We start from the raw sequence: 24,152 nt of genomic DNA, 5'->3' as shown, positions 1-24,152 counted from the left end.
TGCGAATCGATGGCGGCGCGGCGGGGCTGGGTCACGCGGCGCTCTCCGGTGCGACGCGGTCCTTGAGCCATTCGTAGCCGTGCGCTTCCAGTTCCAGGGCCAGCTCCGGGCCGCCGCTCTCGACGATGCGGCCCTCGGCGAGCACGTGTACGACGTCGGGCTTGATGTAGTCGAGCAGGCGCTGGTAGTGGGTGATGACCAGGAAGGCGCGGTCCGGCGAACGCAGCGCGTTGACGCCGTCGGCGACGGCCTTGAGCGCGTCGATGTCGAGGCCCGAGTCGGTCTCGTCGAGGATCGCCAGCTTGGGTTCGAGCAGGGCCAGCTGGAAGATTTCGTTGCGCTTTTTCTCGCCGCCGCTGAAGCCTTCGTTGACGCCGCGGTGCAGCAGCTCGTCCTTCAAGTGCAGCACGGCGAGCTTCTGCCGCACCAGCTTGAGGAACTGCATCGAGTCGAGCTCGCTCTCGCCGCGCGCCTTGCGCTGGGCGTTGAGCGCGGCTCGCAGGAAGTAGGTGTTGTTGACGCCGGCGATCTCGACCGGGTACTGGAAGGCCAGGAACACACCGGCGGCGGCGCGTTCTTCCGGCTCCAGGTCGAGCAGGTTGCGGCCTTCGAATTCGACCGTGCCCTCGCTGACCTCGTAGCCCTCGCGGCCGGCCAGGATGTTGCCGAGCGTCGACTTGCCGGCGCCGTTCGGCCCCATGATCGCGTGCACCTGGCCCGGCTGCAGGTCGAGGCTGAGGCCCTTGAGGATGTCCTTGCCGGCGACTCGGACGTGGAGGTTTTCGATCTTCAACATGGCGGTGTCCAGAAAAGCAGGGTGGCGCGGCGGCGCCGGTATCGGGTCGGAAGGCGGGCGTCGAGGCCCGCGCTCAGGTACAGACGCCTTCGTAGGCGAGCTTGCGCTTGGCGCCGCCGGCATCGGCGTACTCCAGGCATTGCACGAAATCGGAACCGGCGAAGGCCTTCAGCGTCGGGCAGTCGAACCGGCGCGGCTCGGCCTCGGCGGCCACCCGCGCGGGCGCCAGGGCGCCGGCGGGGTCGGTCCACAGCAGTTGCTCGACACCGTTGCCGTCGAGGCTGCGCAGGCGCAGGCGTTCGCCGTCGATAGCGACCACGTCGGCCTCGAAGGGTTTGCGCCAGCGGCGCAGCTCCTGGCCGGCATCGTCGATTTCGATCACCTCGTCGGCGAGCAGCAGCTTGTCGTCGAGCGGCAGCGCGCGCACCCGCGCATACGGGGTCGCGCCGCAGGGGTGCTCGCTCCATTGCAGCACGCGCGGGTCGTGGGTCTCGGCGAGCTCCGGCACGATGGTGAACGGCAGCAGGTACTCGCCGTCGGCGAGCGCGTGTTTGATCGTGCCCGGCGGGGCCAGCGGCGCCTCGACCGGTGCGGCCGCGGTGGCGGGCGCGGGAGTCGCCGAGGCGGCAGGAGCCGCGGCCGCAGTTGAAGCAGCCGTGGGTTGCGGGGCCGGCGCGGCCGAGCAGGCGGCGAGCGCCGCGGCCAGCAGCGCCGGAAGCAAGCGCGCGGGCTTCATCCGACCGAACCTTCCAGGCTGACTTCGAGCAGCTTCTTGGCTTCGACCGCGAACTCCATCGGCAGCTCGCGGAACACCGACTTGCAGAAGCCATCGACGATCATCGACACCGCATCTTCCTCGCCGATGCCGCGCGAGCGGCAATAGAACAGCTGGTCGTCGCTGATCTTGGAGGTGGTGGCCTCGTGCTCGACGGTCGCATCGGGGTGCTTGACCTCGATGTAGGGGAAGGTGTGCGCGCCGCACTTCTTGCCGATCAGCAGGCTGTCGCACTGGGTGTGGTTGCGCGCGCCGGCGGCGTTCTTCTCGATCTTGACCAGGCCGCGGTAGGTGTTCTGGCCGCGGCCGGCGCTGATCCCCTTGCTGATGATCTTCGACTTGGTGCGCTTGCCGATGTGGATCATCTTGGTGCCGGTGTCGGCCTGCTGGCGATGATGGGTCAACGCGACCGAATAGAACTCGCCGCTGGAATCGTCGCCGAGCAACACGCAGCTGGGGTACTTCCAGGTGATCGCCGAACCGGTCTCGACCTGGGTCCAGCTGATCTTGCTGCGTGCGCCGCGGCATTCGCCGCGCTTGGTCACGAAGTTGTAGATGCCGCCGACGCCGTTCTCATCGCCGGGGTACCAGTTCTGCACGGTCGAGTACTTGATCTCGGCGTCTTCCAGCGCGACCAGCTCGACCACCGCCGCATGCAATTGGTTTTCGTCGCGCATCGGCGCGGTGCAGCCTTCCAGGTACGAGACGTAGGCCTTGTCCTCGCAGATGATCAGGGTGCGCTCGAACTGGCCGGTGTGGCCGGCGTTGATGCGGAAATAGGTGCTCAGCTCCATCGGGCAACGCACGCCCTTGGGGATGAACACGAAGCTGCCGTCGGAGAACACCGCCGAATTGAGTGCGGCGAAGAAGTTGTCGCCGGTCGGCACCACACTGCCGAGGTACTTCTTCACCAACTCGGGCTGCTCGCGGATCGCTTCCGACATCGAGCAGAAGATCACGCCCTTCTCGGCGAGTTCCTTGCGGAAGGTGGTGCCGACCGAGACCGAGTCGAACACCGCGTCGACCGCCACGCCGGCCAGCCGCGCGCGCTCATGCAGCGGCACGCCCAGCTTGTCGTAGGTGGCGATGAGTTCTTCGGGCACTTCGTCGAGCGACTTGTACTTGGCCTTCGGCGCGCTGTAGTAGCTCAGCGCCTGGAAGTCGATCGCGGCGATGTTGAGCTTGGCCCAGTGCGGCATCGGCATGGTCAGCCAATGGCGATAGGCGTCCAGCCGCCACTGGGTCATCCACTCGGGCTCTTCCTTCTTGGCCGAGAGGGCACGGATGGTGTCCTCGTCGAGGCCCGGAGGCAGGCTGTCGGATTCGATGTCGGTGATGAAGCCGGCTTCGTAGCGACGCCCGAGCTGCTCGTGGATCGCCTCGTTCTGAAGCGGACGATTGCCGGTGTCGCCCGAGGGAACGGGCGTCTTGATGATGTCGGTGGCCATGGCGGCTGCCTACTGTCTAAGCGCCGGCCAGGCGCAGATCGATGCGCCGGCCGGCTGGTTCGGGTGAAAAGGAAGGGGTAGGGGCGAGCATCTGGGCAAGGGTGACGTTGCTCAGGGCCTCGACGACCACGTCGTTGATGCGGCGCCAGTTGGCGCGCACGCCGCACTGGTGTTCGAGGCCGCAATTGCCTTCGTGGACGCTGCACTCGGTCATGCCGAGCGGGCCTTCCATTGCCTCGACGATCTCGATCAGGCCGATTTCGTCGGCGGGGCGGGCCAGGCGATAACCGCCGTTGGCGCCGCGGAACCCCTCGACCAGGCCGGCCTGGGCCAACGGCTTGAGTAGCTTGCTGACCGTCGGCGCCTCCAGACCCGCCCGCTCGGCCAGCTCCGACGCGCTGAGGACGCGGTCGGACTGGGCCGCCAGGACGGTCAGGACGACCGTGGCGTAGTCGGTGAGTTTGGTGACGCGGAGCATCGGCGGGGCCGCTCGGGGGTAATTCGTACCGAAATTGTACGTTTTTCTCCGGGCGCGGCCAAGCCGGGGGTTTTGCGCGATTCAGGCGTATCGCAGGACGGGTCCGGGCTTGGGCCCGGCGGGTGCCCGGGTGGGCGCTCCGCAGGCCGTCATCCCCCTGTGGCTAGGACCCGGTGCTTCATCGAAGAAGTCTCTACGACCCGGCCCGGGGCACATGGTGCCTTGGTGTTCATGGATGCGCGAGCCGGCGGTGCGCAAGCGCATTTCTTCACCCCCGTCTGCGTGGGGACGGCGGTAATGAGTGACAACGCTGGCCCCGGGCCGAGGACGTGCAGCGATCCGATTCGGCGCGCCCGGTTAGCGGGCCTGGATAGCGAAGGCGATGCAAGCAGGTCAGAATGCCGGTTCGTCATTTTGGGATTCGCTATGCCGCGCAAGATCGCCGCCCGTCGTTCCGCCATTCACGGCAATGGAGTGTTCGCCATTGCCCCGATCGCCAAGGGCGAGCGGGTCGTCGAGTACAAGGGCAGTCGCCGCACCCACGAAGAGGTCGATGCGGGCGAGACCGGCGACGCCGACTCCGGTCATACCTTCCTGTTCACGCTCAACGACGAGTACGTGATCGACGCCAACCACGAAGGCAATACCGCGCGCTGGATCAACCACAGCTGCTCGCCGAACTGCGAGGCGGTGCTGGAAGAGGACGACGGCGACGACCGCCGCCGCGATCGCGTCTTCATCGAGGCGGTCCGCGATATCGCCGCGGGCGAGGAACTGTCCTACAACTACGGCATCACCCTGGCCGAGAAGCACACCAAGGAACTGAAGAAGATCTGGGAGTGCCGCTGCGGTTCGGCGAACTGCACCGGGACGATGTTGCAGCCGAAGAAGGACAAGAAGGCGAAGAAGGACAAGAAGAAAGACAAGAAAAAGAAGAAGGATAAGAAGAAGGGCAAGAAGAAGGATTGATTGACGGGACGCGCGGCCACCGCGTCGCTGCTGCGATCTGTTCGATGCCGCGAACTGCTCTTGCTCCCAGGGTAGGAGCGGCGCAAGCCGCGACCGCGTTCGCTCGGCCGCCGGCGTTGGATTACGGAATCCTGCGATTGCTTAGATTTTGATCTGCTTTGCCGCTTTGCCGGTCATAGAGAAGACCCGTAGGGCGGCCCGCATGGATGCGGGCCGTGCGCAAGCAGGCCATGGATGGCCTGTCTGGAGCATCCCTGCGTATGCATCGAACGTGCGGGCTTGTGCCCTTGCAAGGAGAGCCCTTTTCTTTGGTTGCCTTTGACCGAAGGAACTCCCTGTGGGACTTTTGAGCTTAGCAAAAGAAAGTAACCCGGCCGCGTTAGCGGACGGAAGCTCTGCTCTTGCTTGAAGGATACGCCGGAGGCCGACAGGACGTGGTCGCGACTTGCGTCGCTCCTACCCTAAGAGCCGCGACCGCGTCGCATCAATCTCGCGTCGGCGCGAGCCGCAGCCCGTCAGGGTAGGAGCGACGCAAGTCGCGACCGCGCTGTTTCGATCTCGCGGCGCATCGCTCACGCAAGATCAATATCTAGATCAAACGCCAAAAGCTTCCGCCACTAAAGCGGCGGGTTACTTTCTTTTGTCTAAAGCAACAAAAGTCCCACAGGGAGTTCCTTCGGTCAAAGGTAACCAAAGAAGTTGCTTTGTTTTGAATCACAGGCCCGCACGAGCGGTGCATCCGCAGGGATCTACATACGGGACATCCCTGTCCCGATGAAAAACGGCCCGCATCCATGCGGGCCGCCCTCCGGGTCTTCATTTGACCGGCACAGCAGCAAAGCAGATCAAAATCACGGCAACGGCAACGGCAACGGCAACGGCAACGGCTCTGCTTTGGGGTAGGAGCGGCGCAAGCCGCGACCGCGCAGCTTCGGCGTGCGACGCGACCGCCCTGCAATCCAGGGTTGGGTCCTCAGGCCTGCTTCCAACGACGCGCCACGCCGCTGCGGCCAACGATCGGCTGATTGCTCACCTCGTCCCCTCCCGCCCGATTCCGCAAAGCTGGCCATCACCCCAACCGGGTACGAAGGTCCGATAGCCGCTTCGTCGTCGCGACGGGACACTGCGATGCGTCGGCCGCCACGCCGCGATAACGTGCGGCGGCGACAATGGTCGCCGGTTCGCGTCTCGCGCCGTGTGCGGCGCAACGCCTTCTTCCCCTTCGCACCGCATCCAGGAGTCGCCATGAGTTCGATCCAAGGCAAGGTCGCCGTCGTCACCGGGGCCGCCAGCGGCATCGGCAAGGAAATCGCCCACGAGCTGGCCCGCGCCGGCGCCGCGATCGCGATCGCCGATCTCAATCAGGCCGGGGCGCAGGCCGTCGCCGACGAGATCGCCGGCAACGGCGGGCGCGCGATCGGCGTGGCCATGGACGTCACCGACGAGGCCGCGGTCAACGCGGGTATCGAACGGGTGGTCGCCGAACTCGGCGGGATCGACATCCTGGTCTCGAACGCCGGCATCCAGATCGTCAACCCGATCGAGAACTACGCCTTCGCCGACTGGAAGAAGATGCTCGCGATCCACCTCGACGGCGCCTTCCTGACCACCAAGGCGGCGCTGCCGCATATGTACAAGGACAACGGTTCGGGCCAGAGCCGGGGCGGCACGGTGATCTACATGGGCTCGGTGCATTCGCACGAGGCCTCGCCGTTGAAGTCGGCCTACGTCACCGCCAAGCACGGCCTGCTGGGCCTGTCGCGGGTGCTCGCGAAGGAAGGCGCCAAACACGGCGTGCGCAGCCACGTGGTCTGCCCGGGCTTCGTGCGCACCCCGCTGGTCGACAAGCAGATTCCCGAGCAGGCCAAGGAGCTCGGCATCAGCGAGGACGAGGTGATCAAGAAAGTCATGCTCGGCAACACCGTCGACGGCGTGTTCACCACGGTCGAGGACGTCGCCCAGACCGTGCGCTTCCTCGCCGAGTTCCCGAGTGCGGCCCTGACCGGGCAGAGCTTCGTGGTCAGCCATGGTTGGTATATGCAATAACCGGCGGCTGCGAAAGCAGCTAGCGGCTTCATCGTTACAAGGCGCTGAAGTCTCTGCGGCCCGGCCAGGGCGCACAGTGCCCTGGGGTTCATGGATGCCCGCGCCAGTGGCTCGCAAGCGGCATCCATTCACCCCGCTTTCGCGGGAATGACGAGCTATAGAGAGCGCGTTGACCACCGCGCCGTCGTTCCCGCGAAGGCGGGCTCCGCTTTACTTCGGCGGAGCCGAACACCCAGGGCTTATCGAGGCAGGGCTCCGAAGTCTATGCGGCGTCCTGCCTTTGGAAAGAAATCTCTGCGGCTTCCCCCCTTTGAAAAAGGGGGGCAAGGGGGATTTGCCGTTGCCCTTGTGCCTTCGCCGCACAACCTGCCTTCACGGCAGCAACGGTGCAAGCGAAGCACCATGGGCGCCTGACCGCCGCGACGTTTCCGAAGAGGCAACCGCAATGCCCAGCAGCAAGCGCTCCACACCGCCGCAGCGCGAACCCGCGCCGCGGACACCGGCCAAGCGCGATCCCACGCCGGCGACGCCGGCCAAGAAAGATCCGCCGACGAAGACCCCGGCTCGCAGGGAACCATCCAAGGAACCCGCCAGGGGCAGCAGCGCCGCCGCCGCGCGTTCACCCGCTACGCGCGCGCCGGCCAAGCGCGAACCGAAGCCGGCGAACCCGGCCAAGCGCAAGCCGCGCGCGAAGGTGTCGGAACTCGAACAGGCACCCACGCCGCCACGCAAGCGCGCGGCCAGCAAACAGGCCGCCTCGCGTGCGGCCAAGGCCGCGGGCGAGCGCATTCGCGCCGAAACCTCGGTGCTGCCCGAGAACATCGCCCTGGTCCTGCAGGGCGGCGGTGCGCTCGGCGCCTACCAGGCCGGGGTCTACCAAGGCTTGTACGAGGCCGGGATCGCGCCGAACTGGATCGCCGGCATTTCCATCGGCGCCTTCAACACCGCGATCATCGCCGGCAATCCGCCGGAGAAACGGATGCAGGCGCTGAGCGAATTCTGGGCCACGATCTCGCAACCGACCCTGTTCCCCGCGACCACCTTCGGCCAGGAAGCGCGCTTCACCGGCCTGGATGCCGATACCCGCGCCTGGCTCGACACCTGGGAAGCCTGGCGCGCGATCGTCGAGGGCCAGAACGGCTTCTACCGTCCGCGCGCCTGGCTCGGCCAGGACCCGTTCGCGGTGCCGGGGCCGGCGGCGGCCAGTCTGTACGACACCTCGCCGATGATCGCCACGCTCGAACGCATGGTCGATTTCGACCGCCTCAACGACGGCGGCATCCGGGTCTCGGTCGGCGCGGTCAATGTGCGCACCGGCAACCTGGAGTATTTCGACAACACCCGGATGCGCCTGGACGCGCGCCATATCCTCGCCTCGGGCGCCTTGCCGCCGGCGTTCCCGGCCATCGAGATCGACGGCGAGTACTACTGGGACGGCGGCCTGGTCTCGAACACACCGCTGTCGCACGTGCTGACCTCGTCGCCGCGCAGCGACACCCTGGTGTTCCAGGTCGACCTGTGGAACGCACTCGGCGAGTTGCCGCAGACCCTGCTCGACGTCGCCGAGCGGCAGAAGGAAATCCAGTACTCCAGCCGCACCCGCCTGATCACCGACACCCAGCGCGTGTTCCAGCATTACCGGCGCCTGCTGCGCGAGCTGCTCGAGGAAATCCCCGAGGAGGTGCGCGCGACCAATCCCTGGGCCCAGCACGCCGCCGAGCTGGCCTGCGACCGCCGCTACAGCGTGATCCATCTGATCTATCGCGACCGCGCCCGCATCGGGCACTTCAAGGACTACCAGTTCGGCCGCGTCGCCATGCGCGAGCATTGGCTGTCGGGCCAGTCCGACATCGCCCGGGCGATGGCCCATCCGGACTGGATGCAACTGCCCAGCGGCGAATCGGCCTTCGTCACCCACGACGCCACCGCGCCCTGAGCCGGGCGTCTCGGGGCGCCGGCAGGGCGCATTCAGCCCTGCCGGGCCGGCCACCGAAGTCAAGGATGCGCATCGGCGGCCAAGGGTTGCCATGACTTACGCCATGCGGTGAAAAGCCGCCGCGCCGCTAGTCTGCGCGGCATCGCGACGCCATTCGCCGCGATCCGTCGTCGACGAGGGCCAGGGCAGGCGCTCGCGATGCGGACAATCCGCATCACCGGGGCTGTTGTATGCGCACGAATCTGTTCACCTCCCTGCTCGCGACCTCGGTCGCGATCGCCTCTCCCTGCGCCTACGGGCTGGAGATCGACGGCCGCATCGACGAGGAGGAATGGCGCGGCGCCCGGCGCATCGACGAGTTCCGCTTGACCCAGCCGCTATCGCGCGCGGCCGCCTCGCAGTCGACCGAGGCCTGGTTGCTGGCGACGCCTGAGGGGCTCGCCGTGGCCTTTCGCAATCACCAACCGGCCGGCGTGCCGCGCCTGCGCCAACACACCCAGCGCGACGGCAACGCCACTGTCGACCGGGTCAATCTCTATGTCGATTTCGACGGCGACGGCCGTGCCGGCTACAACTTCACCGTGACCCTGGCCAACAGCATCGTCGACACCACGATCACCAGCGAGAACCAATTCAACGACGACTGGGACGGCGACTGGCGCCATGCCACCAGCGAGGACGACGGCGGCTGGTCGGCCGAGATGCTGATCCCCTGGCATATCGCCCCGATGCGCGACGTCAGCGACGGCACCCGCACCCTCGGCATAGAGCTCGACCGGGTCATCGCCTCGACCGGCGAGCGCACCTCGTGGCCGGCGGTGCATTACACCGAGGCGCGCTTCCTGTCCGCGTTCAACCGTATCGAAGTGCCGGCCTACAGCCAGGCGTTGTTGGCGATCACGCCGTACGTGGTCGGGGTCGGCGACGCGGTCGGCCGCGACGGGGACTTCGACGCCGGCGCCGACCTGTTCTGGAAGCCCAGCGGCAAGTTCCAGCTCAGCGCCACCGTCAACCCGGATTTCGGCCAGGTCGAAAGCGACGAGCTGACCGTCAACTTCAGCGCCACCGAAACCTTCTTCAGCGACAAACGCCCGTTCTTCACCGAGAACCAGGGCCTGTTCGACGTGCCCTTCGGTTCCTACAACAGCAACAGCCGTCTGATCTATACCCGCCGCGTCGGCGGCAAGACCGACGACGGCCTCGGCTCGGGCGACGTCACCGCCGCGCTCAAGCTCAACGGCAGCGCCGGCGGCTTCAACTACGGCCTGTTCGCGGCCAACGAAGGCGACGAGATCGGCCGCGATTTCTACGCGGTGCGCGCGACCCGCGACTTCGCCGCGTTCGGCCTCGGTGCGATGGTCACGCGCGTGGACCGTCCGTTGCTGGACCGCCAGGCCAACGTCTATGAATTCGACCAGCGCTGGACGCCGAACCCGCAATGGGCGATGCGCGGCGCGGTGGTGGCGTCGGACGTCGAGCAGGGCGGCCGCAACCTGCGCGACAGCGGCGCGCAGATCCGCATCGACTACGACATGGGCGGCGGCTGGCGTCAGCAGCTGTACGGCCTGCATCTGGGCAAGGATCTGCAGCTCAACGATTTCGGTTATCTGGAGCGCAACAACTTCAACTACCTGCGCTACGACCTGGGCCGCCGGGTCACCGACCTGCCGGCCGATTCGGCCTATGCCTCGCACGACTGGCATTACGCCGTGTCGCGCCGCTACAGCGACGACGGCCTGCACATCGCCGACGCTTTCGCGATCACCCGCCGCAGCGAACTGCGCAACGGCGGCAACGAGTTCGCCGAAGCCGCGCTGTGGACCTCGGGCCACGACGACCTGATCACCCGAGGCAACGGCGTGCTGCGCGTGCCCTCGCGACTGTTCCTCGACTACGAACGCCTGCAACCGCGCCAGAACGGCAGCCCGTGGTCGCTGGCCATCGAGGCCGGTTACAGCGCCGACGGCCTGGGCGGCATCGACGAAGGCGAAACGCGCCTGTACCTGGAGCCGAACTATCAGTTCAACGACCGCCTGACCCTGTTCGCCGGCTTCGAGTACACCCACGCGCCGGACTGGCTGCTGTGGCGCGGCGACAACCGCCTCGGCGCATTCCGTGCCGACTCGCTGGTGCTCGACGCCGGCCTGCAGTGGTTCATCGACGACAAGCAGGAGCTGCGCGTGCGCCTGGAAACCATCGGCCTGGACGCGCGCCTGAAACAGGCCTACCGCGTCGACGCCGGCGGCCGCGCGCTCGCGGTGGACGAAGCGATTCCGGATTTCCGCGTGCGCAACCTGGGCTTCCAGATCCGCTACCGCTACGAACTCGCGCCGCTGTCCTATCTCTACGTCGCTTATGTACGCGGCGGCGAGATGTTCGAGGAAGGCCGGATGGACCGCGGCGTCGCCCGCGAATTCCGCGACGCCTTCGACCTGCGCGACAGCGAGCAGTTGCTGGTCAAGCTGTCGTACCGCTTCGAGATTTGAGCCGGGGCGACGACCGCCTCAGTGCGGTCGCCACTCCAGGCCGATATAGAGCGAGCGGCCGTCGCCGGGCAGGACGTTGCGGCCGTCCTGGCCGCGCGCATCGGCGATCACGTTCGTGCTGGCGATCCACTTGCGGTCGCCGAGGTTGCGGGCGTCGGCGAACCACGACCAGGCCTTGGCGAATTTCCCGCCGATGCGCAGGCCGGCGATCGTATAGCCCGGCGCCTTGAAACTGTTGGCGTGGTCGATGTAGTAGTCCTGCGGCGTCCATTCGACGTTCGGGGCGAGATAGAAATACTCGCCCGGCGACCAGCGCAGCTCGGCGCGCAGTTGCTGCGGCGGCACCCCGGCGAGGTCGTTGTCGCCGTAGACGCGGTCGTGCCGGAAGCGGAAGTCGTTGTAGAGATAGTTGGCCGACAAGGTCCAGTCGTCGGCCGGATGCCAGCCCAGGCCGAGTTCGATGCCCTGGTGAAGGGTGCGGTCGGCATTGACGGTGCCGAGCGGATTGCCGTTGCCGTCGCTCAGCGACAGCAGTTCGCCGTCGACACGGGCGCGATACACGGCGACGTCGAGCGACAGGCGGTGGCGATCGAGGCGCAGGCCGATCTCGCCGCTGTCCGCGCGTTGCCGGTCGACCTGGGTCACGCCGGGGCCGCCGCTGAGCTCGCCGAAGCTCGGCGGCTCCAGACTGCGGCTGAGGTTCGCGTAGAGCTGGGCATGCTCGTCGATCAGATAACGCAGGCCCAGCTTCGGGCTGAGGCCGGAGTAATCGCGCGAGAAACTCTCGTCGCGCCCTCCGGTGATGTACCGGTCCTGTGAGCGGCGCTCGGAACGCAGCGCCTGCGCGCCGACCGCCAGCACCCAATTCGACGCGAGCCAGGTCTGGTTCTCGACATAGAGCTTGCCGTTGCGCGCGCGCTGGTCGAAACGGTTGCTGCGCGCACCGGCGTGGCCGGCGACGTTGAAGAAGCGATCGTCGTCGATGTCGCCCTGGGCGAAGGCGGCGCCGGCAATGAGCACGTTGCGGAGGCCGAACCACTGCGACTCGCCGCGCCAGCGCAGATCGATGCCGCTGTCGCGGCTTTCCTGGCGCAGCACCTGGAAGATCGGATGGTCGAGCGATTTGTCGGCGTAGTAGACCGACAAGGTGAGCGTGTCGGTGGAGGACGCGGCCCAGGCGAGTTTGGCGGCGATGCGGTCGAGGCGATAGTCGCGGCGCTGGTTCAAAGCCAGATTGCCCGGCGCGGCGAGGGTGGGGTCGCGCCGCCACTCGGCCATGGTCAGATTGCCCGGTAAGGCCGAACGCGTGTCGACGTGGGTCAGGTAGACGCGCGCATCGAGCGTATCGCTGAAACGGAAACCGGCATTGCCGAACACGCGGTAGTTTTCCTGTTCGGCGTGATCGCGGAAGCCGTCCTGGCGCAGGCCGCTCAGGCTCAGATAAGCGTCGCCGCGCCCGGACACCCCGGCCAGTGCGACTTGACCGCGGCGGTAGCCGAAGTCGCCGGCCTCGACGCGCACGCCGACCGGCGCGGCGTCGTACCCGGTCGGCGAAACGAAGTTGATCGCGCCGCCGAGGGTGGCGGCGCCGAACTCGAGCGCATTGGCGCCGCGGTAGACCTCGATATAGCGCGACGACAGCGGTTCGACCGCCTGGAAGTCGAAACCGCCATCGGCGAGGTTGAGCGGACTACCGTCCTGCAACAGCTCCAGGCCGCGTCCATGGAACGTGCGTTGCAGGCCCGAACCGCGAATCGACAACCGTGCTTCCTCGGCGCCGAAGCGCGGCTGCACGAACACACCGGCGGCGTAACCGAGCGCATCGGTCAAGGTACTGACGCGACCGCCGCGGTAAGACTCGCCGTCGACCAGCCCGGTCGCCCCCGCACGCTCGTCGAGCCGCTCGCGCGCCTGCTCGATGCCGTCGACGGCGAGCGGTTGGCCCCTCAGGCCGAACACCCTGACCGAGTCGAGGGTCTTGGCCGACGACCGATGGTCGGCCGAGGCCGGAGCGTCGATGGCCGGCACTTCCGCCGACTGCGCCTGCGCGCAATGCGAGTGGAGAGCGAACGTGAGGATCGTAGCCAGCGCGAGCAGGGAAGGGCGAAATGTGACGGCGCGCATGGCGGGGTCCGGGGTGAGAGCCGGCAAGCGTAGTCAGGCGATTGTCGGGGTGGATGCGGCATAACGCCGCAGTCGCAGGCTCTTGATCTGAGAGTAGGAGCGGCGCAAGCCGCGACCGCGCCGTTTCCCGGTGCGCCGTATCCGGCCGCAGCCCGCTTGTAGGAGCGGCGTTTCTTGTCGCTAGACGATGAAGCAACATCAATAGCAAAGCTTCCGTCCGCTGACGCGGCCGGGTTACTTTCTTTTGCTGGCCCAAAAGTCCCACAGGGAGTTCCTTCGGTCAAAGCTAACCAAAGAAAAGGCCTTCCTTGCAAGGGCACAAGCCCGCATGATCGACGCCGACGCAGGGATGCTCCAGACAGGCCATCCATGGCCTGCTTGCGCACGGCCCGCATCCTTGCGGGCGGCCCTACGGGTCAGCTATTGACCGGCAAAGCGGCAAAGCCGATCAAAATCACGACAACGACAACTTTGGGTGCCGCGACATGCTCTTGGGTAGGAGCGGCGCAAGCCGCGACCGCGTGGCTTCAAGTTCGCGCTGCTAATTTCGATGCCGTCGCCTCGGCCGTTGCTGTTGCTGCTGCTGTGCGCCGCCGAGCACTCGCGAAGGCAACAGAAGACCCGGAGGGCGGCCCGCATGGATGCGGGCCGTTTTTTATCGGGACAGGGATGTCCCGTATGAAAAAGCCTTGCGTTGGCATCGATCGTGCGGGCTTGTTATTCAAAGAGAAGCAACTTCTTTGGTTTACCTTTCTTTTGTTGCTTTAGACAAAAGAAAGTAACCCGCCGCTTTAGTGGCGGAAGCTTTTGGCGTTTGATCTGGATCTTGATCTTTCTTGATCCATTCGCTGCGAGGCCTTAGCAGCGCGGTCGCGGCTTGCGCCGCTCCTACCCTCGCGACGATGCATTCCTTCGATCGATGGCAAAGGCGTTGCGGACTCTGCGCATCCCGTGGCCCAAAAGAAAGCTAACCAAAGAAAAGGCCTTCCTTGCAAGGGCACAAGCCCGTACGATCGATGCATACGAGGGATGCTCCAGACAGGCCATCCATGGCCTGCTTGCGCACGGCCCGCATCCATGCGGGCCGCCCTACGGGTCTACTGTTGACCGGCAAAGCGGCAAAGCAAAACCACAAGAAAAGCGGAGAAAAATCTCGGCAACGGCAACGGCAACGGCAACGGCAACGGCAAGGCGACAGCGCCGGAACCATCCCTCTCAATGCGCCGAATAACTCTCCGCATCCACCACCGGCACCGGCTTAACCCGTAACGCCCAGATCACCCCCGCAATCAACAAAGCGATGCCGATCATGGTCAACGGTTCCGGCATGCGGCCGCGCAGGATGAAGGCGTAGCTGAGGGCGGCGACGGTCTCGAATACGATCAGTTGGCCGGCCAGGGCGGTCGGCAGGCGCTGGCTGGCTTCGTTCCAGCACAAGGTGCCGACCCAGGAGGCGAACAGGCCGATCGTTACCATCAATCCGATGAAGAAGCCCGGGCGCGGGCCGAACGGCATCGGGAACTCGCGATCGGTCGCGCTCATGAAGGTCCATAGCGCGATGTAGCCGAGCAAGGCCAGCGGCAAGGTCGCCACGCCCTGTGCGGTGGCCCAGGTGCGCGGGCTGCGGCCGGGGTGGTCGCGCAACCAGTCGGCGTTGCGCAAGGGGTACCAGGTCCAGCACGCGACCGCGCCGATCGCGAGCACGGCGCCGATGGCGTAGCGGCGCAGGTCGGCGTTGGCGTCCGCGTGCAGCGCTTGCAATTCGACCTGGTTGACGCAGGCGATGCCGGCCAGGATCAGGGCCAGCGAAGGCAGCAGGCGCAGCCACGGCAGGCGGCCGTCGCGGCGTGCGTTGCGCAGGTTCGCGCAGACCGCGATCACCACCGGCAAGGTGCCGATGATCATGGTCGGCAAGGGGCCGCCGGCGCGCTGGATGGCGCCGGCCAGGCACAGGTAATAGAGCAGGTTGCCGATCGCCGACAGCTTCAGCGCTTCGATCCAGTCGGCGCGGGTCAGCTGGCGCAGAGCGGCGCGGTCGAGCCAGGCCAGCGGCAGGGCGATCAGGCCGAAAGCGAGGTAGCGTCCGACCGACTGCAGCGTGGCCGGGTATTCCGGCAGCAACAGCGGGCCGACGAAGACCAGGCCCCAGATCAGGCCGGCCGCGAGCGCATAGAGGGTTCCTAGCCACATGCGTCCAGCTTGGGCGAACCCGGCGGCGCGGTCTTGTACCAGATTGCTATGCCGCGGCCGCGCTCAGAGGCGGATTTGCTTCTGGTAACGCGCCGGAGTGATGCCGTAGCGGCGCGAGAACGCGCGGGTCAGGTGGGCCTGGTCGGTCAGGCCGGTGTCGGCGGCGATGCGCGCGAGCGGAGCGCCGCCGGCGAGCAGGCGCTTGGCTTCGTACAGGCGCAGCGCCATCAACATCTGCTGAGGGGTGACGTGGTACTGGGCGCGGAAGCGGCGCAGGAAATGGAAGGGGCTGAGGCCGGCGACCGTCGCCAGTTCCTCCAGGGTGACGCGCTCGGCGAGGTGCGCGCGCAGATAGTCGACGACCGGGCCGAAGCGCGATGCCGCTTCTTCGCGCAGGCGCCGCGGCATGCGCGCGTGGTCGCGGAACTCCATCAGCAAGGCGAACAGCTGGCTGTCGAAGGCGAGCGGCTCGCACGCGTTCCATAAGGCGTCGAGCCGCGCGGTGATGCGGCGCGCGCGTTCGGGGTCGTGGCGCACGGCGTCGTCGAACCACCAGCCGGCTTCGCCGGTCACCGCCTCGACCATTTCGGGTTCGACATAGACCATGCGATAACGCCAGCCGCCTTCGGTTTCGGCGCGGCCGGTGTGCAGCACGTCGGGATTCATCAGCACCAGCGAATCCGGCGGTGCGAGGTGGTCGCTGCCGCGATAGCGGAAACGCTCCACGCCGGATTCGATCGCACCCAGGCCGAAGGCCTCGTGGGTGTGCGGCTCGAAGGCATGGCGGACGATGTGCGCGCGATACAGCTCGACCCCGGCGCGATGCGAAGGCTGCCGGAATTCGGCGGCATCGTGGGCGTGGACGAACTGGACGGGGACGCCTTGCATGGGCCGAGTATCGCATGGCCCGTGCGCGCGATCCGTGGCGCTGTTCAGGCCTCGGGCGCGGTCTCGCGCAGGGTCTGCAAGGCGGCCCAGGCGCGTGGCGTCAGCACCTCGAACAGGCCCTCGCGCGCGGTGCGGCGGCCGAGTACCAGCAGGGCGTGATCGCGGCTGAGCAGCCAGCGCGCGCCGGCGGCCAGGGCGAGTTCGAGGAATTTCTGGTCGTCGGGATCGGCGCAGCGGGGCAAGGCGCGCACCGGAGCGTCGTCGTCGTATTCGTGCAGGCGCAGCAGTTCGTCGTAGTCGCGCAGGCACTCGGCGCGGACCTCGTCGGTGAGCGCGAGCTTGGGATAAGTCAGCACGCGCTGCCATTCTTCGCGACAGGCTGCATCGGTAACGGCCTCGATGCGGCCATCGCGCAACGCGGCGAGCAGCGAGGCGGTCAGCGGGTCCTTGAAGGCGAACATGTCCAGGCAGACGTTGCTGTCGAGGACGATGCGCGGGACGCTGCCGCTCATGCCGTGGTCTTCGCGGTGCGATTCAAAGATCGTCCTCGCCCGGGAACGACACCCGCAGCTCGCCGACCGAAAGCAATTCGCCCTGTTGCGGATAGCCTTTGTCGTCGCTGGAGAATTCGCTGTCGCCGGACGGGTAGGCATTGTCCGCGGTCGACGCCTGCGCATTGCGGTCGAGACGCGCATGCCGGATCACCGGGTCGCCGTCTTTGGCGGCGAGACGGCCGCCGTTCCAGTCGGTGATCGCACCGCCGTAATCCCAGTCCAGGCCGCTGAAACGGATCGGCTTGCCGTTGAGGCGGACCAACTCGGCCAGCCGCATACCCATGCTCACGCCGTTGTCGAGGCGCCAGCGCGTGTCGGGTTCGCGCACGACCACGTTGGACAGGCCGCGCAGTTGTTGCGAGTCCTGGAAATACAGATAGGCACGCAGGGTGGAATCCTTGGGGTACAGGATCACTCCGCGAAATTCCTCGCCTTCCGCGCCCGGCAAGTGGTCGGAAATCTCGACCTGCTCGGCGCCGAACAAGGCGCGCAATTGCGCCGGCCCGGTGTCGGGGGCGAGCGCGCCGGGCAAGACGTAGTCGAGCTTGGCCGGCGGCGCCGTGTCCTGGCCTGTTTCAGCCGCGGGCGCAGTGGTTGACGGCGTCGCTGCGGGCTGCGCCGCGGAGGCCGGCACGGTGGCGGCAGGTGGCTTGGAAGGCGTGCGCTCGCAAGCGCCGAGCAAGGCGACGACGGCGATCGCGGCGAAGGTCTGGCTCGCCATCGCGCGCGGGTTCATTGCTTGACCTCGCGGATGTCGGCGCTGCCGATCCGCCAGGCGCGTTGTTCCTCGCTGGCGCCGTCGACGACGCTGCGGCGCAGAGTGTAGGCACCGACGTATTTGCGCTGGCTGCCGTCGCGCTGAGTGGCGGTGATCGCGACCGGCACTTCGACATAACGCTGACCGGCGCCGGCATCGACCCGACCCGGCGCCAACACTTCCACCGACACGCCGGCGGTCTCGACAAAACCGTTGGCGAACTGCTGTGCGTTCTGTCCGCTGGCGTTGCCGCCGTCCGACCACAGCGCGTGAGCGCGAGCGTAGTTGCCGCCGTTGATGGCAGCGTAGTAATCGCGCACCACGGCGACGGCGCCTTCCGGGGTCGGTTCGGCGGCGAGCGGCGGGGCGCCGGTGTCGGTGTCGATGTCGGTGCCGGGCTCGGGCGGCTGCAAGGTGCCGTCGATGCCGGTCGCGGGCGTGCCGGCGTCGCTGCCGGGAATCGGGTTGCCGTTCTCGTCGAACAGCGGGCCGGCGGTGCTGCCTTCGACCGGCGCACCGACCTGGCCGGGTCCGGGCGTGGCGGGCATGCCGGTGACGCCGCCGCTGCCGGCGCCGGCCGGTGCCGGCAAGGCCTGGTCGGGATCGCCGGCGACGCTGCCGTCCGCGGGTTGCTCCTTGCCGCGGCAGCCGGCGAGCAGGGCGGTCAGCGCGAGGGCGCAGGCCGGGACGACGAGGAAACGATTCGGGCGCATGACGGGGTCCGTAGAGGCATAGACCGCGCGCCGCTCATTCGAGGGCGCGTCGATGGCCCAGTGTATAAGCCACTGCTGGATCGCGGCGAGATGCCGGAAGTCGGGCACAGCGCGGGCTCAGCTCGCTGGACGCGCGCTGACCGGGTAGGCGACGGTGACTGCGTCGGGCGGGGCCCGTGCGGCTTACTGCAACTTCACCGACAGCGAGGTCGCGGTGAGTTCCCAACTGCGGTCGACCGGGCTGCGCCGCATCCGGTACCAGCCGCTGTAACGCCGCGGTTCGCCGTCGGCGACGTTGACGCGCAGGTCCACCGGAATCTCCAGCGATTCCGGCACCGCTTCCTGGTCGAGCTGTTTCGGCGTGTCGTTCTCGATCCGCATCGAGGTGAACTGCTTGATCGAACGCAGATCGGCTTCTTCGTTGCCGCGGGGCATGCGTTGGTAGGCCCAATGCTTGTCGGCTTCCTCGCGTTTGCCGCTGCTGAGTTGCTGCAGATACAGATGCAGCTTGTTGACCGCTTCGTTCATCGCATCCAGGCGCTGCTGGCTCAGCGCGTCGGCGCGCTTGGCGGCCTCGGCGCGGGCGCGCGCGGCGGCATCGTCGGCGACCGGCGCGGTCGCGGCATCGGCAACCGGCGTGTCGGTCTCGGCCTGCTGGCGTTGGCAGGAGCAACCGACGAAGGTCAGCGCTAACAGGGCGGGAATCAGCAAGCGCATCGGCGACGGTCCGGTCGATAAGGAAGCGCCGCACAAGGCGGCGCAGCGATCCTAACGGCTGCCGTCGACGATGAGGGCCTCGCGCCGACCGGCGGCAGCGACAGCGGTGCGGACGCGTGGTCGCACCGCCCGCTTGTGACCGAGTTCCCGCTCGGCACCGGGCTCAGGCGGCTTCAGGCTTGAGCGTCGCGCAACTGCTGTTCGAGCCGGCTCTTGAGCGCGTCGTCGATCTTGAGCTGGCGCGCCAGTTCGTCGAGATAGGCGCGTTCCATATAGCTTTGCTCATCGGCCGCGAGCAGGCTGGCCAGGTACATCTCGGCGGCGATCTCCGGGGTGGTCGCGACTCGCGCCACTTCGGCCGGGTCGAGCGGCTTTTCCAATTCGTCGTGCAACCAGCGGCGCAGTTCCGGGTCGCCGTCGATGCGGGTGAATTCGCCTTCGATGGCTTCGCGTTCGCGCGCATCGATGTGGCCGTCGGCCTTGGAGGCGGCGACCAGCGCCTGCAGGATGGCCTGGCTGTGTTGTTCGGCCTGCGGCGGCGGCAGGCGGTCGACGGTCTGCGGCTCGGCGGCGCCGGCATCCTGCTGTCGCTTGTATTCGCCATAGGCCTTGTAGGCCAGCACGCCGACCGCGGCGACGCCGCCGTACAGCGCGATCTTGCCGGCGCTCTTGCGCAGCTTGCGGTGGCCGAGCAGCAGACCGAGTGCGCCGCCGGCGAGCGCGCCCTTGCCGAAATCGGCGTTGAGCAGGCCGCGTTTCTCTTCCGTCTGTTCAGACCGTGCGTACTTGTCTTGTGCGTGCTTGTCTCGGTACGGCACCGGCGGCTTGCCGCCGCCGAGCAGACCTTCGAGTCCGCCGGCCCCGCCCAGGCTGCTCTGTGCGGTCTTCAGCAATTGGTCGAGAAAACCCTGTGTCTTCATGCGCGGCGCTCCGTGGAATCGAGGTCGTGAATCTCCGACCTGTGGGCGCGCGAGCGTGGCTTCAAGCCGAAGCGGCGGCCTTGCCGGCGCGAGCGACGACGCCGTACATCCGCGGTTGGGTCGCAGCGAGCGCGCCGGCGCCGCGCTTCAGCTGCGCTGTTGCACCGCCAGGCGCAGGCCCAGGGCGATGAATACGCTGCCGGTCAGGCGCTCTTTCCAACGCCCGCCGCCGGAGAAACGCCGGCCGATGCGGCGGCCGAAATGGCCGAAGGCGACGCTCAGCAACACGCTGTGCGACAGGCCGATCAGCGATAGCAAGCCACCGAGCACGAGGAATTGCAGCCAGACCATGCCGCGCTCGGGATGGACGAACTGCGGCAGGAAGGCGAGGAAGAACAAGGCGACCTTCGGATTGAGCACGCCGGTCATCACCGAGCGCAGATACACGTTGCGCGCCGAGCTGGCCGCCGCTTGCGGCGCGTCGTCGGTCGCGGCCGGCGCGGGCGAGGGGCTGCGCCAGGCCTTGATGCCGAGCCAGATCAGATACGCGGCGCCGGCATATTTGATCGCCTCGAACGCCAGCGCCGAGGTCGCCAGTAGCGCCGACAGGCCGAGGCCGGCGGCGAGCGCGTGGATCAGGGTGGCGGTTTCGAGCCCGAATGCCGCCCGTACGCCGCGGGAGGTCCCGCCGGCGGCGCTCTGGGCGATGATCCAGGCCGTGCCCGGCCCGGGAATCAGAACCAGGACCGCTGCGGCGGCGAGGTAGGCGGCGAGGGTGGCGAGGTCGAACATGTGGGCGTCGTGGCCGCGGTGGCTGGAATGGCAGTCTGCTCCGCGTTGGGGCGCAGGCCAAGCCTGGCCGTCGTTGCGGGGCGGGAAGCTGTGTTGCGCGGGTGGGGTCGTGGTGCGAGGAGGCGTCGGCTTTGGGGTAGGAGCGGCGCAAGCCGCGAGCATCGGCAACGTTGTACGCCAGCGTTATGGCCGAAGACGCAATGCCCCAAAGGCGACTCGGGGAGGCTGCCCGCTTCGGAGGCTGCGTGGTATTCGGCTTCTTCGGTTGGTCGCGACTCGCGTCGCTACTACCCTAAGAGCGCTTAAAGCGCTTGCGGCGGGGCGGCCGGAGCCGGCGGCTTACGCAATTTCTCGATCGCCACGACGAAGGCCTCGGTGCCGGGCCATTGGCTGATCCGGCCGAGCTTCTTGGCACCGCGGAACACGAAGAACGCCGGAATGCCGTGCAGGCCGAAATGCGTGCCCATGGCCGGGTCTTCGTAGACGTTGTCGTGCAGCCATTCGACGTCGGGCCAGACGAAGCGCTCCGGCGTAAGCAGGATCTGGCCCTTGGCGATATCGCAGTTCGGGCAGTCCTTGCCCCACAGGAACAGGATGCGCAGCAGGCCGTCGTCGGGCAGGGCTTCGGCCAATCCTTTCTCGCGGATCGGCCGCATCGGGAACTGCCAGAAGAAGCGCGGGTGGGAGCCGTCTTTCATGCCCGCATCCTACTCCTGCCGGAGCGCCTGCAACGGGCATCCGCAACGGGCATCTGCCGCCGAAGCGACGGACGGAATCGGTGTGCCGTGGAGCGCAGCGGCGCATGGCCTCCGCAGGCATCGTCATGCGCCGCGACCCGCCATTCGGCCGACGCTGCGGGTGTTTACTGCGCGACCAGGGCGATGCCGTTTTTTCGGAACGACTGCAGCACCGCGTCGTAGATGTCGGAGGCGACGTTGTGCTGGCCGTTCTCGGGGTCGTTGATCCAGAAGTGGCCGTCGAGCTGGATGCCCTTGTCGTTGACGCCGGTGACGTACATATGCGGCGGCGGTTGCTGCAGCACGCGGTCCTGGGCCTTCATCGCGTCGAGGAACAAGGCGCGCGCGGCGTGAGTATCGGTGTCGCCCTTGACCAGCACGCCGCAGACCAGGCGCAGATTGCGGTCGGACCAGGACTGGTTGACGATCACGTTGCTGGTCAGGCTGTCGTTGGGCACGATCGCTTCGACGCCGTCGCGGGTGCGGATCATGGTGTAGCGCACGGTCATGCGGGTGACCCGGCCGATGATGTGGTTGGTGGCGATGTTGTCGCCGACCCGCACCGATTGCTCGAACAGCACGATCAGGCCGCTGATGTAGCTGGCCGCGAGCCGTTGCAGGCCGAGCCCCAGGCCGATGCCGAGCGCGCCGCTGAACGCGGCCAGGGCAGTGAGGTTGATGCCGCTGATCGAGAAGATCAGCGCCAGCGCGGCGATCCACATCAGCACGCTGAAGATGCGCGACAGGGCGAGGACGAAGTTCGGCTGCAGGGTGCGGTTGCGCCGCAGCAGGTTGCCGATGGCCTTGTCGCCCCACAGCGCGACGATGACGATCACCACGCCGGCGGTGAGGCCGTCGAGGATATGGCGGGTGGTCAGGCTGAAGCCGAGGACGCTCCACTGCGCGGCGAAGAACTGGCCGATCAGCGGGTTGCGCGTGCCGAAGATCTGCAGCACCAGGTAGATCCACAACAGCACCGTGACCACCCGCAGCATGAAGCGCAGGGTCGCGGTCGGCCGGAACAGCAATTCGACGATCGCCCCGAGCAGACGCAGGAAACAGAACAAGGCGATCAGTGTGGCGCCGAGATCGATCAGCGGGTTGTCGAACAGATCGACCAAGCCGAACAGCGACAGCAACACCAAGGTCAGCGCCGGCGTGGCGAGGTAGTCGAGCAGGGTCAGCCAGACGAAGCGATGCTTGAGCCGGGGCCGGACCCGGCGCGTGATCAGCGCCGAAGCCAGCACGCTGCCGAGCACCAGGAACACGGTGATCAGCAGGTCGGTGGGGTTGGAGACGACCGTCAACGCATCGGAGACGATCTTCATCATCTCCGGATCGGTTTCCAGCGACGGCGGGGCGGGGGCGGTCGGTGCTGCGGTCATGGGCGGAGGACGCGCTTCAGTCCTTGGGTTCCTTGAGCTTCGGGTCGCGCCGGCACTGGGCGAGCGGCTTGCTCTGCGCCGAGGCGATCCGCAGCACGGTCATGCTCTTGCGGTCCACCTTGACCTTCATGCAGGCGCAGCCATGGCCGTAGCTGCTGCCGTTGGTGACGACCCAGTCCTTGTCGGCGAACTCGGGCCAGTCGCCGTCGGCCTGGTGGCCGCCTTGCAGCGCCACCGTCCAACTGCCGTCGCGATCGTCGAGCCAGGCATTGGCCGGGGTCGGATTGACGAACCAGCCACAGCGGTTCTGCAGGGCAGTGCGCGACGTCGCCTTGGTCCCGGCGGCCGCGGCGAGTGCGGGCAGCAAGGCGATGGAGACGACGAGGCAGGCCCATGCCGCGGCATGGCCCGGCGTGCTGCGGCGATCGGACGGCGAGGTCGTGGACATCGTGGCGCTCCTTGATTTCGATGATAACGAGGCGGCGCGGCGCTTGTGAGCGCCGCCGCAGCGATTGTCCGGCCTCAGGGCGTGACGTCGGCGGGAAAGGCGCGGCCGAATTCCAGCAGGCGCGCCTGTGGGTGCCGGCCCAGCCAGTCGTCGAGTACGCCGCGCAGCCAGGCTTCGTCGGTCGCGGCGATGCCGAGGTGGAAACGCGTGTGCGAGGTGGGCTCGGCGCTGTCCCGGTGCTCGTGATCGCCGTCGGAGCAGGCCTGATGGGAGCCGGCCTGATAGGAGCAGGCCTGGCACAGGTAGCGCACCGTGTGGGTCCAGTCCTCGACTTGGCCCCCACTCTCGCCGTTGCCCTCGCGTACGCGCTCGACCAAGGCCGCCAAGGTTTCCGGCGCCGCGGTTTCGATCAGCGCCTCGAAGGTGGCGTAAGCCGAGGCCTGCCACAGCCCTAAAGCGTTGAACACCGGGTATTCCTGGCCTTGGACCTTGCGGGTGCCTTGCACCGCGCCGTCGTGCAGGACGATGTCGCCGTAGCGATGGCCGCTGCCCGGCAGCGGTACGTTGAGGATGCGCGCCCGCGCCGGGTCGATGCGATCGGCCCAGACCACTTCGCCGTTGTTGGAAGGGTCGAGCCGGATCGCGCTTGCGCCGAGTTGCGCGTCGATGGGGCCGTCGCCCTCGGGCAGGGCGATGCCGTAGGTGCGCCAGGCTTTGCGGGCGCTGCTCCAGTCGCTTAATGCGGTCGCGGCGATGCCCAGGTTCCAACGGGCGCCGCCGTGGTCGCCCTGGCGTTCCAGGGCGGCGCGGTTGGCCTGCAGCGACTCGGCCCACTCGCCGCGGTACTTGTGCGCCAGACCGAGGTTGAACCACGGCGCGGCCCAGGTCGGATCGGCCTGGGCCGCGCGTCGGTACCAATGCAACTCGCGCTCGCCGCCGCGAAGGACGAGCCGTTGCGCGTAGCGGTTGAGGATCTCGGAGCGCTCGCGGTCG

General features: G+C 67.4%; 21 protein-coding genes and 1 pseudogene. 5 read left to right on the top strand and 17 right to left on the bottom strand.

Features of this window, described 5'->3' with window-relative positions:
- Positions 1–31: 31 nt before the first annotated feature.
- From sufC to ACTOWK_RS11890, 4 genes are all read right to left on the bottom strand, one after another.
- On the bottom strand, positions 32–796 hold the full coding sequence (sufC, locus tag ACTOWK_RS11905) for a Fe-S cluster assembly ATPase SufC (protein ID WP_441330371.1): 765 nt from the start codon (positions 794–796) through the stop codon (positions 32–34).
- Between the two features lie 73 nt (positions 797–869).
- Positions 870–1,532: a hypothetical protein gene (locus ACTOWK_RS11900; RefSeq protein WP_441330370.1), complete on the bottom strand. Its 663-nt coding sequence runs from the start codon at positions 1,530–1,532 to the stop codon at positions 870–872.
- Positions 1,529–3,019 (bottom strand): Fe-S cluster assembly protein SufB, encoded by a 1,491-nt coding sequence (gene sufB / locus ACTOWK_RS11895; RefSeq protein ID WP_441330369.1) that lies wholly within the window; start codon positions 3,017–3,019, stop codon positions 1,529–1,531. The genes ACTOWK_RS11900 and sufB overlap by 4 nt, the downstream gene beginning before the upstream one ends.
- Positions 3,020–3,035: 16 nt before the next feature.
- Positions 3,036–3,497 (bottom strand): SUF system Fe-S cluster assembly regulator, encoded by a 462-nt coding sequence (locus ACTOWK_RS11890; protein WP_441330368.1) that lies wholly within the window; start codon positions 3,495–3,497, stop codon positions 3,036–3,038.
- Between the two features lie 426 nt (positions 3,498–3,923).
- Here ACTOWK_RS11890 and ACTOWK_RS11885 point away from each other — a divergent pair.
- The 4 genes and pseudogenes from ACTOWK_RS11885 to ACTOWK_RS11870 form a co-directional block, all read left to right on the top strand.
- Positions 3,924–4,388, top strand: a pseudogene (locus ACTOWK_RS11885) (SET domain-containing protein); the annotation flags it as partial.
- A gap of 1,323 nt (positions 4,389–5,711) precedes the next feature.
- Entirely contained in the window at positions 5,712–6,512 is an 801-nt protein-coding gene (locus ACTOWK_RS11880; protein WP_031373852.1) for a 3-hydroxybutyrate dehydrogenase, read from the top strand.
- A 445-nt stretch (positions 6,513–6,957) separates the two neighbouring features.
- A complete protein-coding gene (locus tag ACTOWK_RS11875) occupies positions 6,958–8,448 on the top strand; it encodes a DUF3734 domain-containing protein (RefSeq protein ID WP_441330367.1) in 1,491 nt (496 codons plus the stop codon).
- A 230-nt stretch (positions 8,449–8,678) separates the two neighbouring features.
- Positions 8,679–10,934, top strand: a complete 2,256-nt coding sequence (locus ACTOWK_RS11870) for a DUF5916 domain-containing protein (protein ID WP_441330366.1) — start codon at positions 8,679–8,681, stop codon at positions 10,932–10,934.
- Between the two features lie 18 nt (positions 10,935–10,952).
- Here the strand turns inward: ACTOWK_RS11870 and ACTOWK_RS11865 are convergent, their stop codons facing one another.
- The gene (locus tag ACTOWK_RS11865; RefSeq protein ID WP_441330365.1) at positions 10,953–13,058 is read right to left on the bottom strand and encodes a TonB-dependent receptor family protein; all 2,106 of its coding nucleotides are present in this window, start codon (positions 13,056–13,058) and stop codon (positions 10,953–10,955) included.
- Positions 13,059–13,481: 423 nt separating this feature from the next.
- Here ACTOWK_RS11865 and ACTOWK_RS11860 point away from each other — a divergent pair, with 423 nt between their 5' ends.
- Positions 13,482–13,826 (top strand): hypothetical protein, encoded by a 345-nt coding sequence (locus tag ACTOWK_RS11860; RefSeq protein WP_441330364.1) that lies wholly within the window; start codon positions 13,482–13,484, stop codon positions 13,824–13,826.
- Between the two features lie 447 nt (positions 13,827–14,273).
- Here the strand turns inward: ACTOWK_RS11860 and ACTOWK_RS11855 are convergent, their stop codons facing one another.
- From ACTOWK_RS11855 to ACTOWK_RS11800, 12 genes are all read right to left on the bottom strand, one after another.
- On the bottom strand, positions 14,274–15,248 hold the full coding sequence (locus ACTOWK_RS11855; RefSeq protein ID WP_441330363.1) for a DMT family transporter: 975 nt from the start codon (positions 15,246–15,248) through the stop codon (positions 14,274–14,276).
- Between the two features lie 63 nt (positions 15,249–15,311).
- Positions 15,312–16,136 (bottom strand): AraC family ligand binding domain-containing protein, encoded by an 825-nt coding sequence (locus ACTOWK_RS11850; protein WP_441330362.1) that lies wholly within the window; start codon positions 16,134–16,136, stop codon positions 15,312–15,314.
- A gap of 44 nt (positions 16,137–16,180) precedes the next feature.
- On the bottom strand, positions 16,181–16,648 hold the full coding sequence (locus tag ACTOWK_RS11845; RefSeq protein ID WP_441330361.1) for a putative toxin-antitoxin system toxin component, PIN family: 468 nt from the start codon (positions 16,646–16,648) through the stop codon (positions 16,181–16,183).
- Positions 16,649–16,670: 22 nt separating this feature from the next.
- Positions 16,671–17,426 (bottom strand): hypothetical protein, encoded by a 756-nt coding sequence (locus ACTOWK_RS11840; RefSeq protein ID WP_441330360.1) that lies wholly within the window; start codon positions 17,424–17,426, stop codon positions 16,671–16,673.
- The gene (locus ACTOWK_RS11835; RefSeq protein WP_441330359.1) at positions 17,423–18,160 is read right to left on the bottom strand and encodes a hypothetical protein; all 738 of its coding nucleotides are present in this window, start codon (positions 18,158–18,160) and stop codon (positions 17,423–17,425) included. The genes ACTOWK_RS11840 and ACTOWK_RS11835 overlap by 4 nt, the downstream gene beginning before the upstream one ends.
- Positions 18,161–18,343: 183 nt before the next feature.
- A complete protein-coding gene (locus tag ACTOWK_RS11830) occupies positions 18,344–18,877 on the bottom strand; it encodes a hypothetical protein (RefSeq protein ID WP_441330358.1) in 534 nt (177 codons plus the stop codon).
- Between the two features lie 173 nt (positions 18,878–19,050).
- Complete coding sequence (locus ACTOWK_RS11825) at positions 19,051–19,797, bottom strand: tellurite resistance TerB family protein (protein ID WP_441330357.1); 747 nt, start codon at positions 19,795–19,797, stop codon at positions 19,051–19,053.
- Between the two features lie 147 nt (positions 19,798–19,944).
- A complete protein-coding gene (locus ACTOWK_RS11820; protein WP_441330356.1) occupies positions 19,945–20,589 on the bottom strand; it encodes a LysE family translocator in 645 nt (214 codons plus the stop codon).
- A 302-nt stretch (positions 20,590–20,891) separates the two neighbouring features.
- Positions 20,892–21,287, bottom strand: coding sequence for a hypothetical protein (locus ACTOWK_RS11815; RefSeq protein WP_441330355.1), 396 nt, complete (start codon positions 21,285–21,287; stop codon positions 20,892–20,894).
- Positions 21,288–21,451: 164 nt separating this feature from the next.
- Positions 21,452–22,711: a mechanosensitive ion channel domain-containing protein gene (locus ACTOWK_RS11810; protein WP_441330354.1), complete on the bottom strand. Its 1,260-nt coding sequence runs from the start codon at positions 22,709–22,711 to the stop codon at positions 21,452–21,454.
- Between the two features lie 16 nt (positions 22,712–22,727).
- Positions 22,728–23,159 (bottom strand): DUF4087 domain-containing protein, encoded by a 432-nt coding sequence (locus ACTOWK_RS11805; RefSeq protein ID WP_441330353.1) that lies wholly within the window; start codon positions 23,157–23,159, stop codon positions 22,728–22,730.
- A gap of 74 nt (positions 23,160–23,233) precedes the next feature.
- Positions 23,234–24,082: a hypothetical protein gene (locus ACTOWK_RS11800; RefSeq protein WP_441330352.1), complete on the bottom strand. Its 849-nt coding sequence runs from the start codon at positions 24,080–24,082 to the stop codon at positions 23,234–23,236.
- Between the last annotated feature and the right edge of the window lie 70 nt (positions 24,083–24,152).

The organism is Lysobacter sp. CA196, from assembly GCF_052078695.1.
Taxonomy (GTDB): Bacteria; Pseudomonadota; Gammaproteobacteria; order Xanthomonadales; family Xanthomonadaceae; genus Lysobacter.
This window is presented reverse-complemented; position numbering and strand designations above follow the sequence as displayed.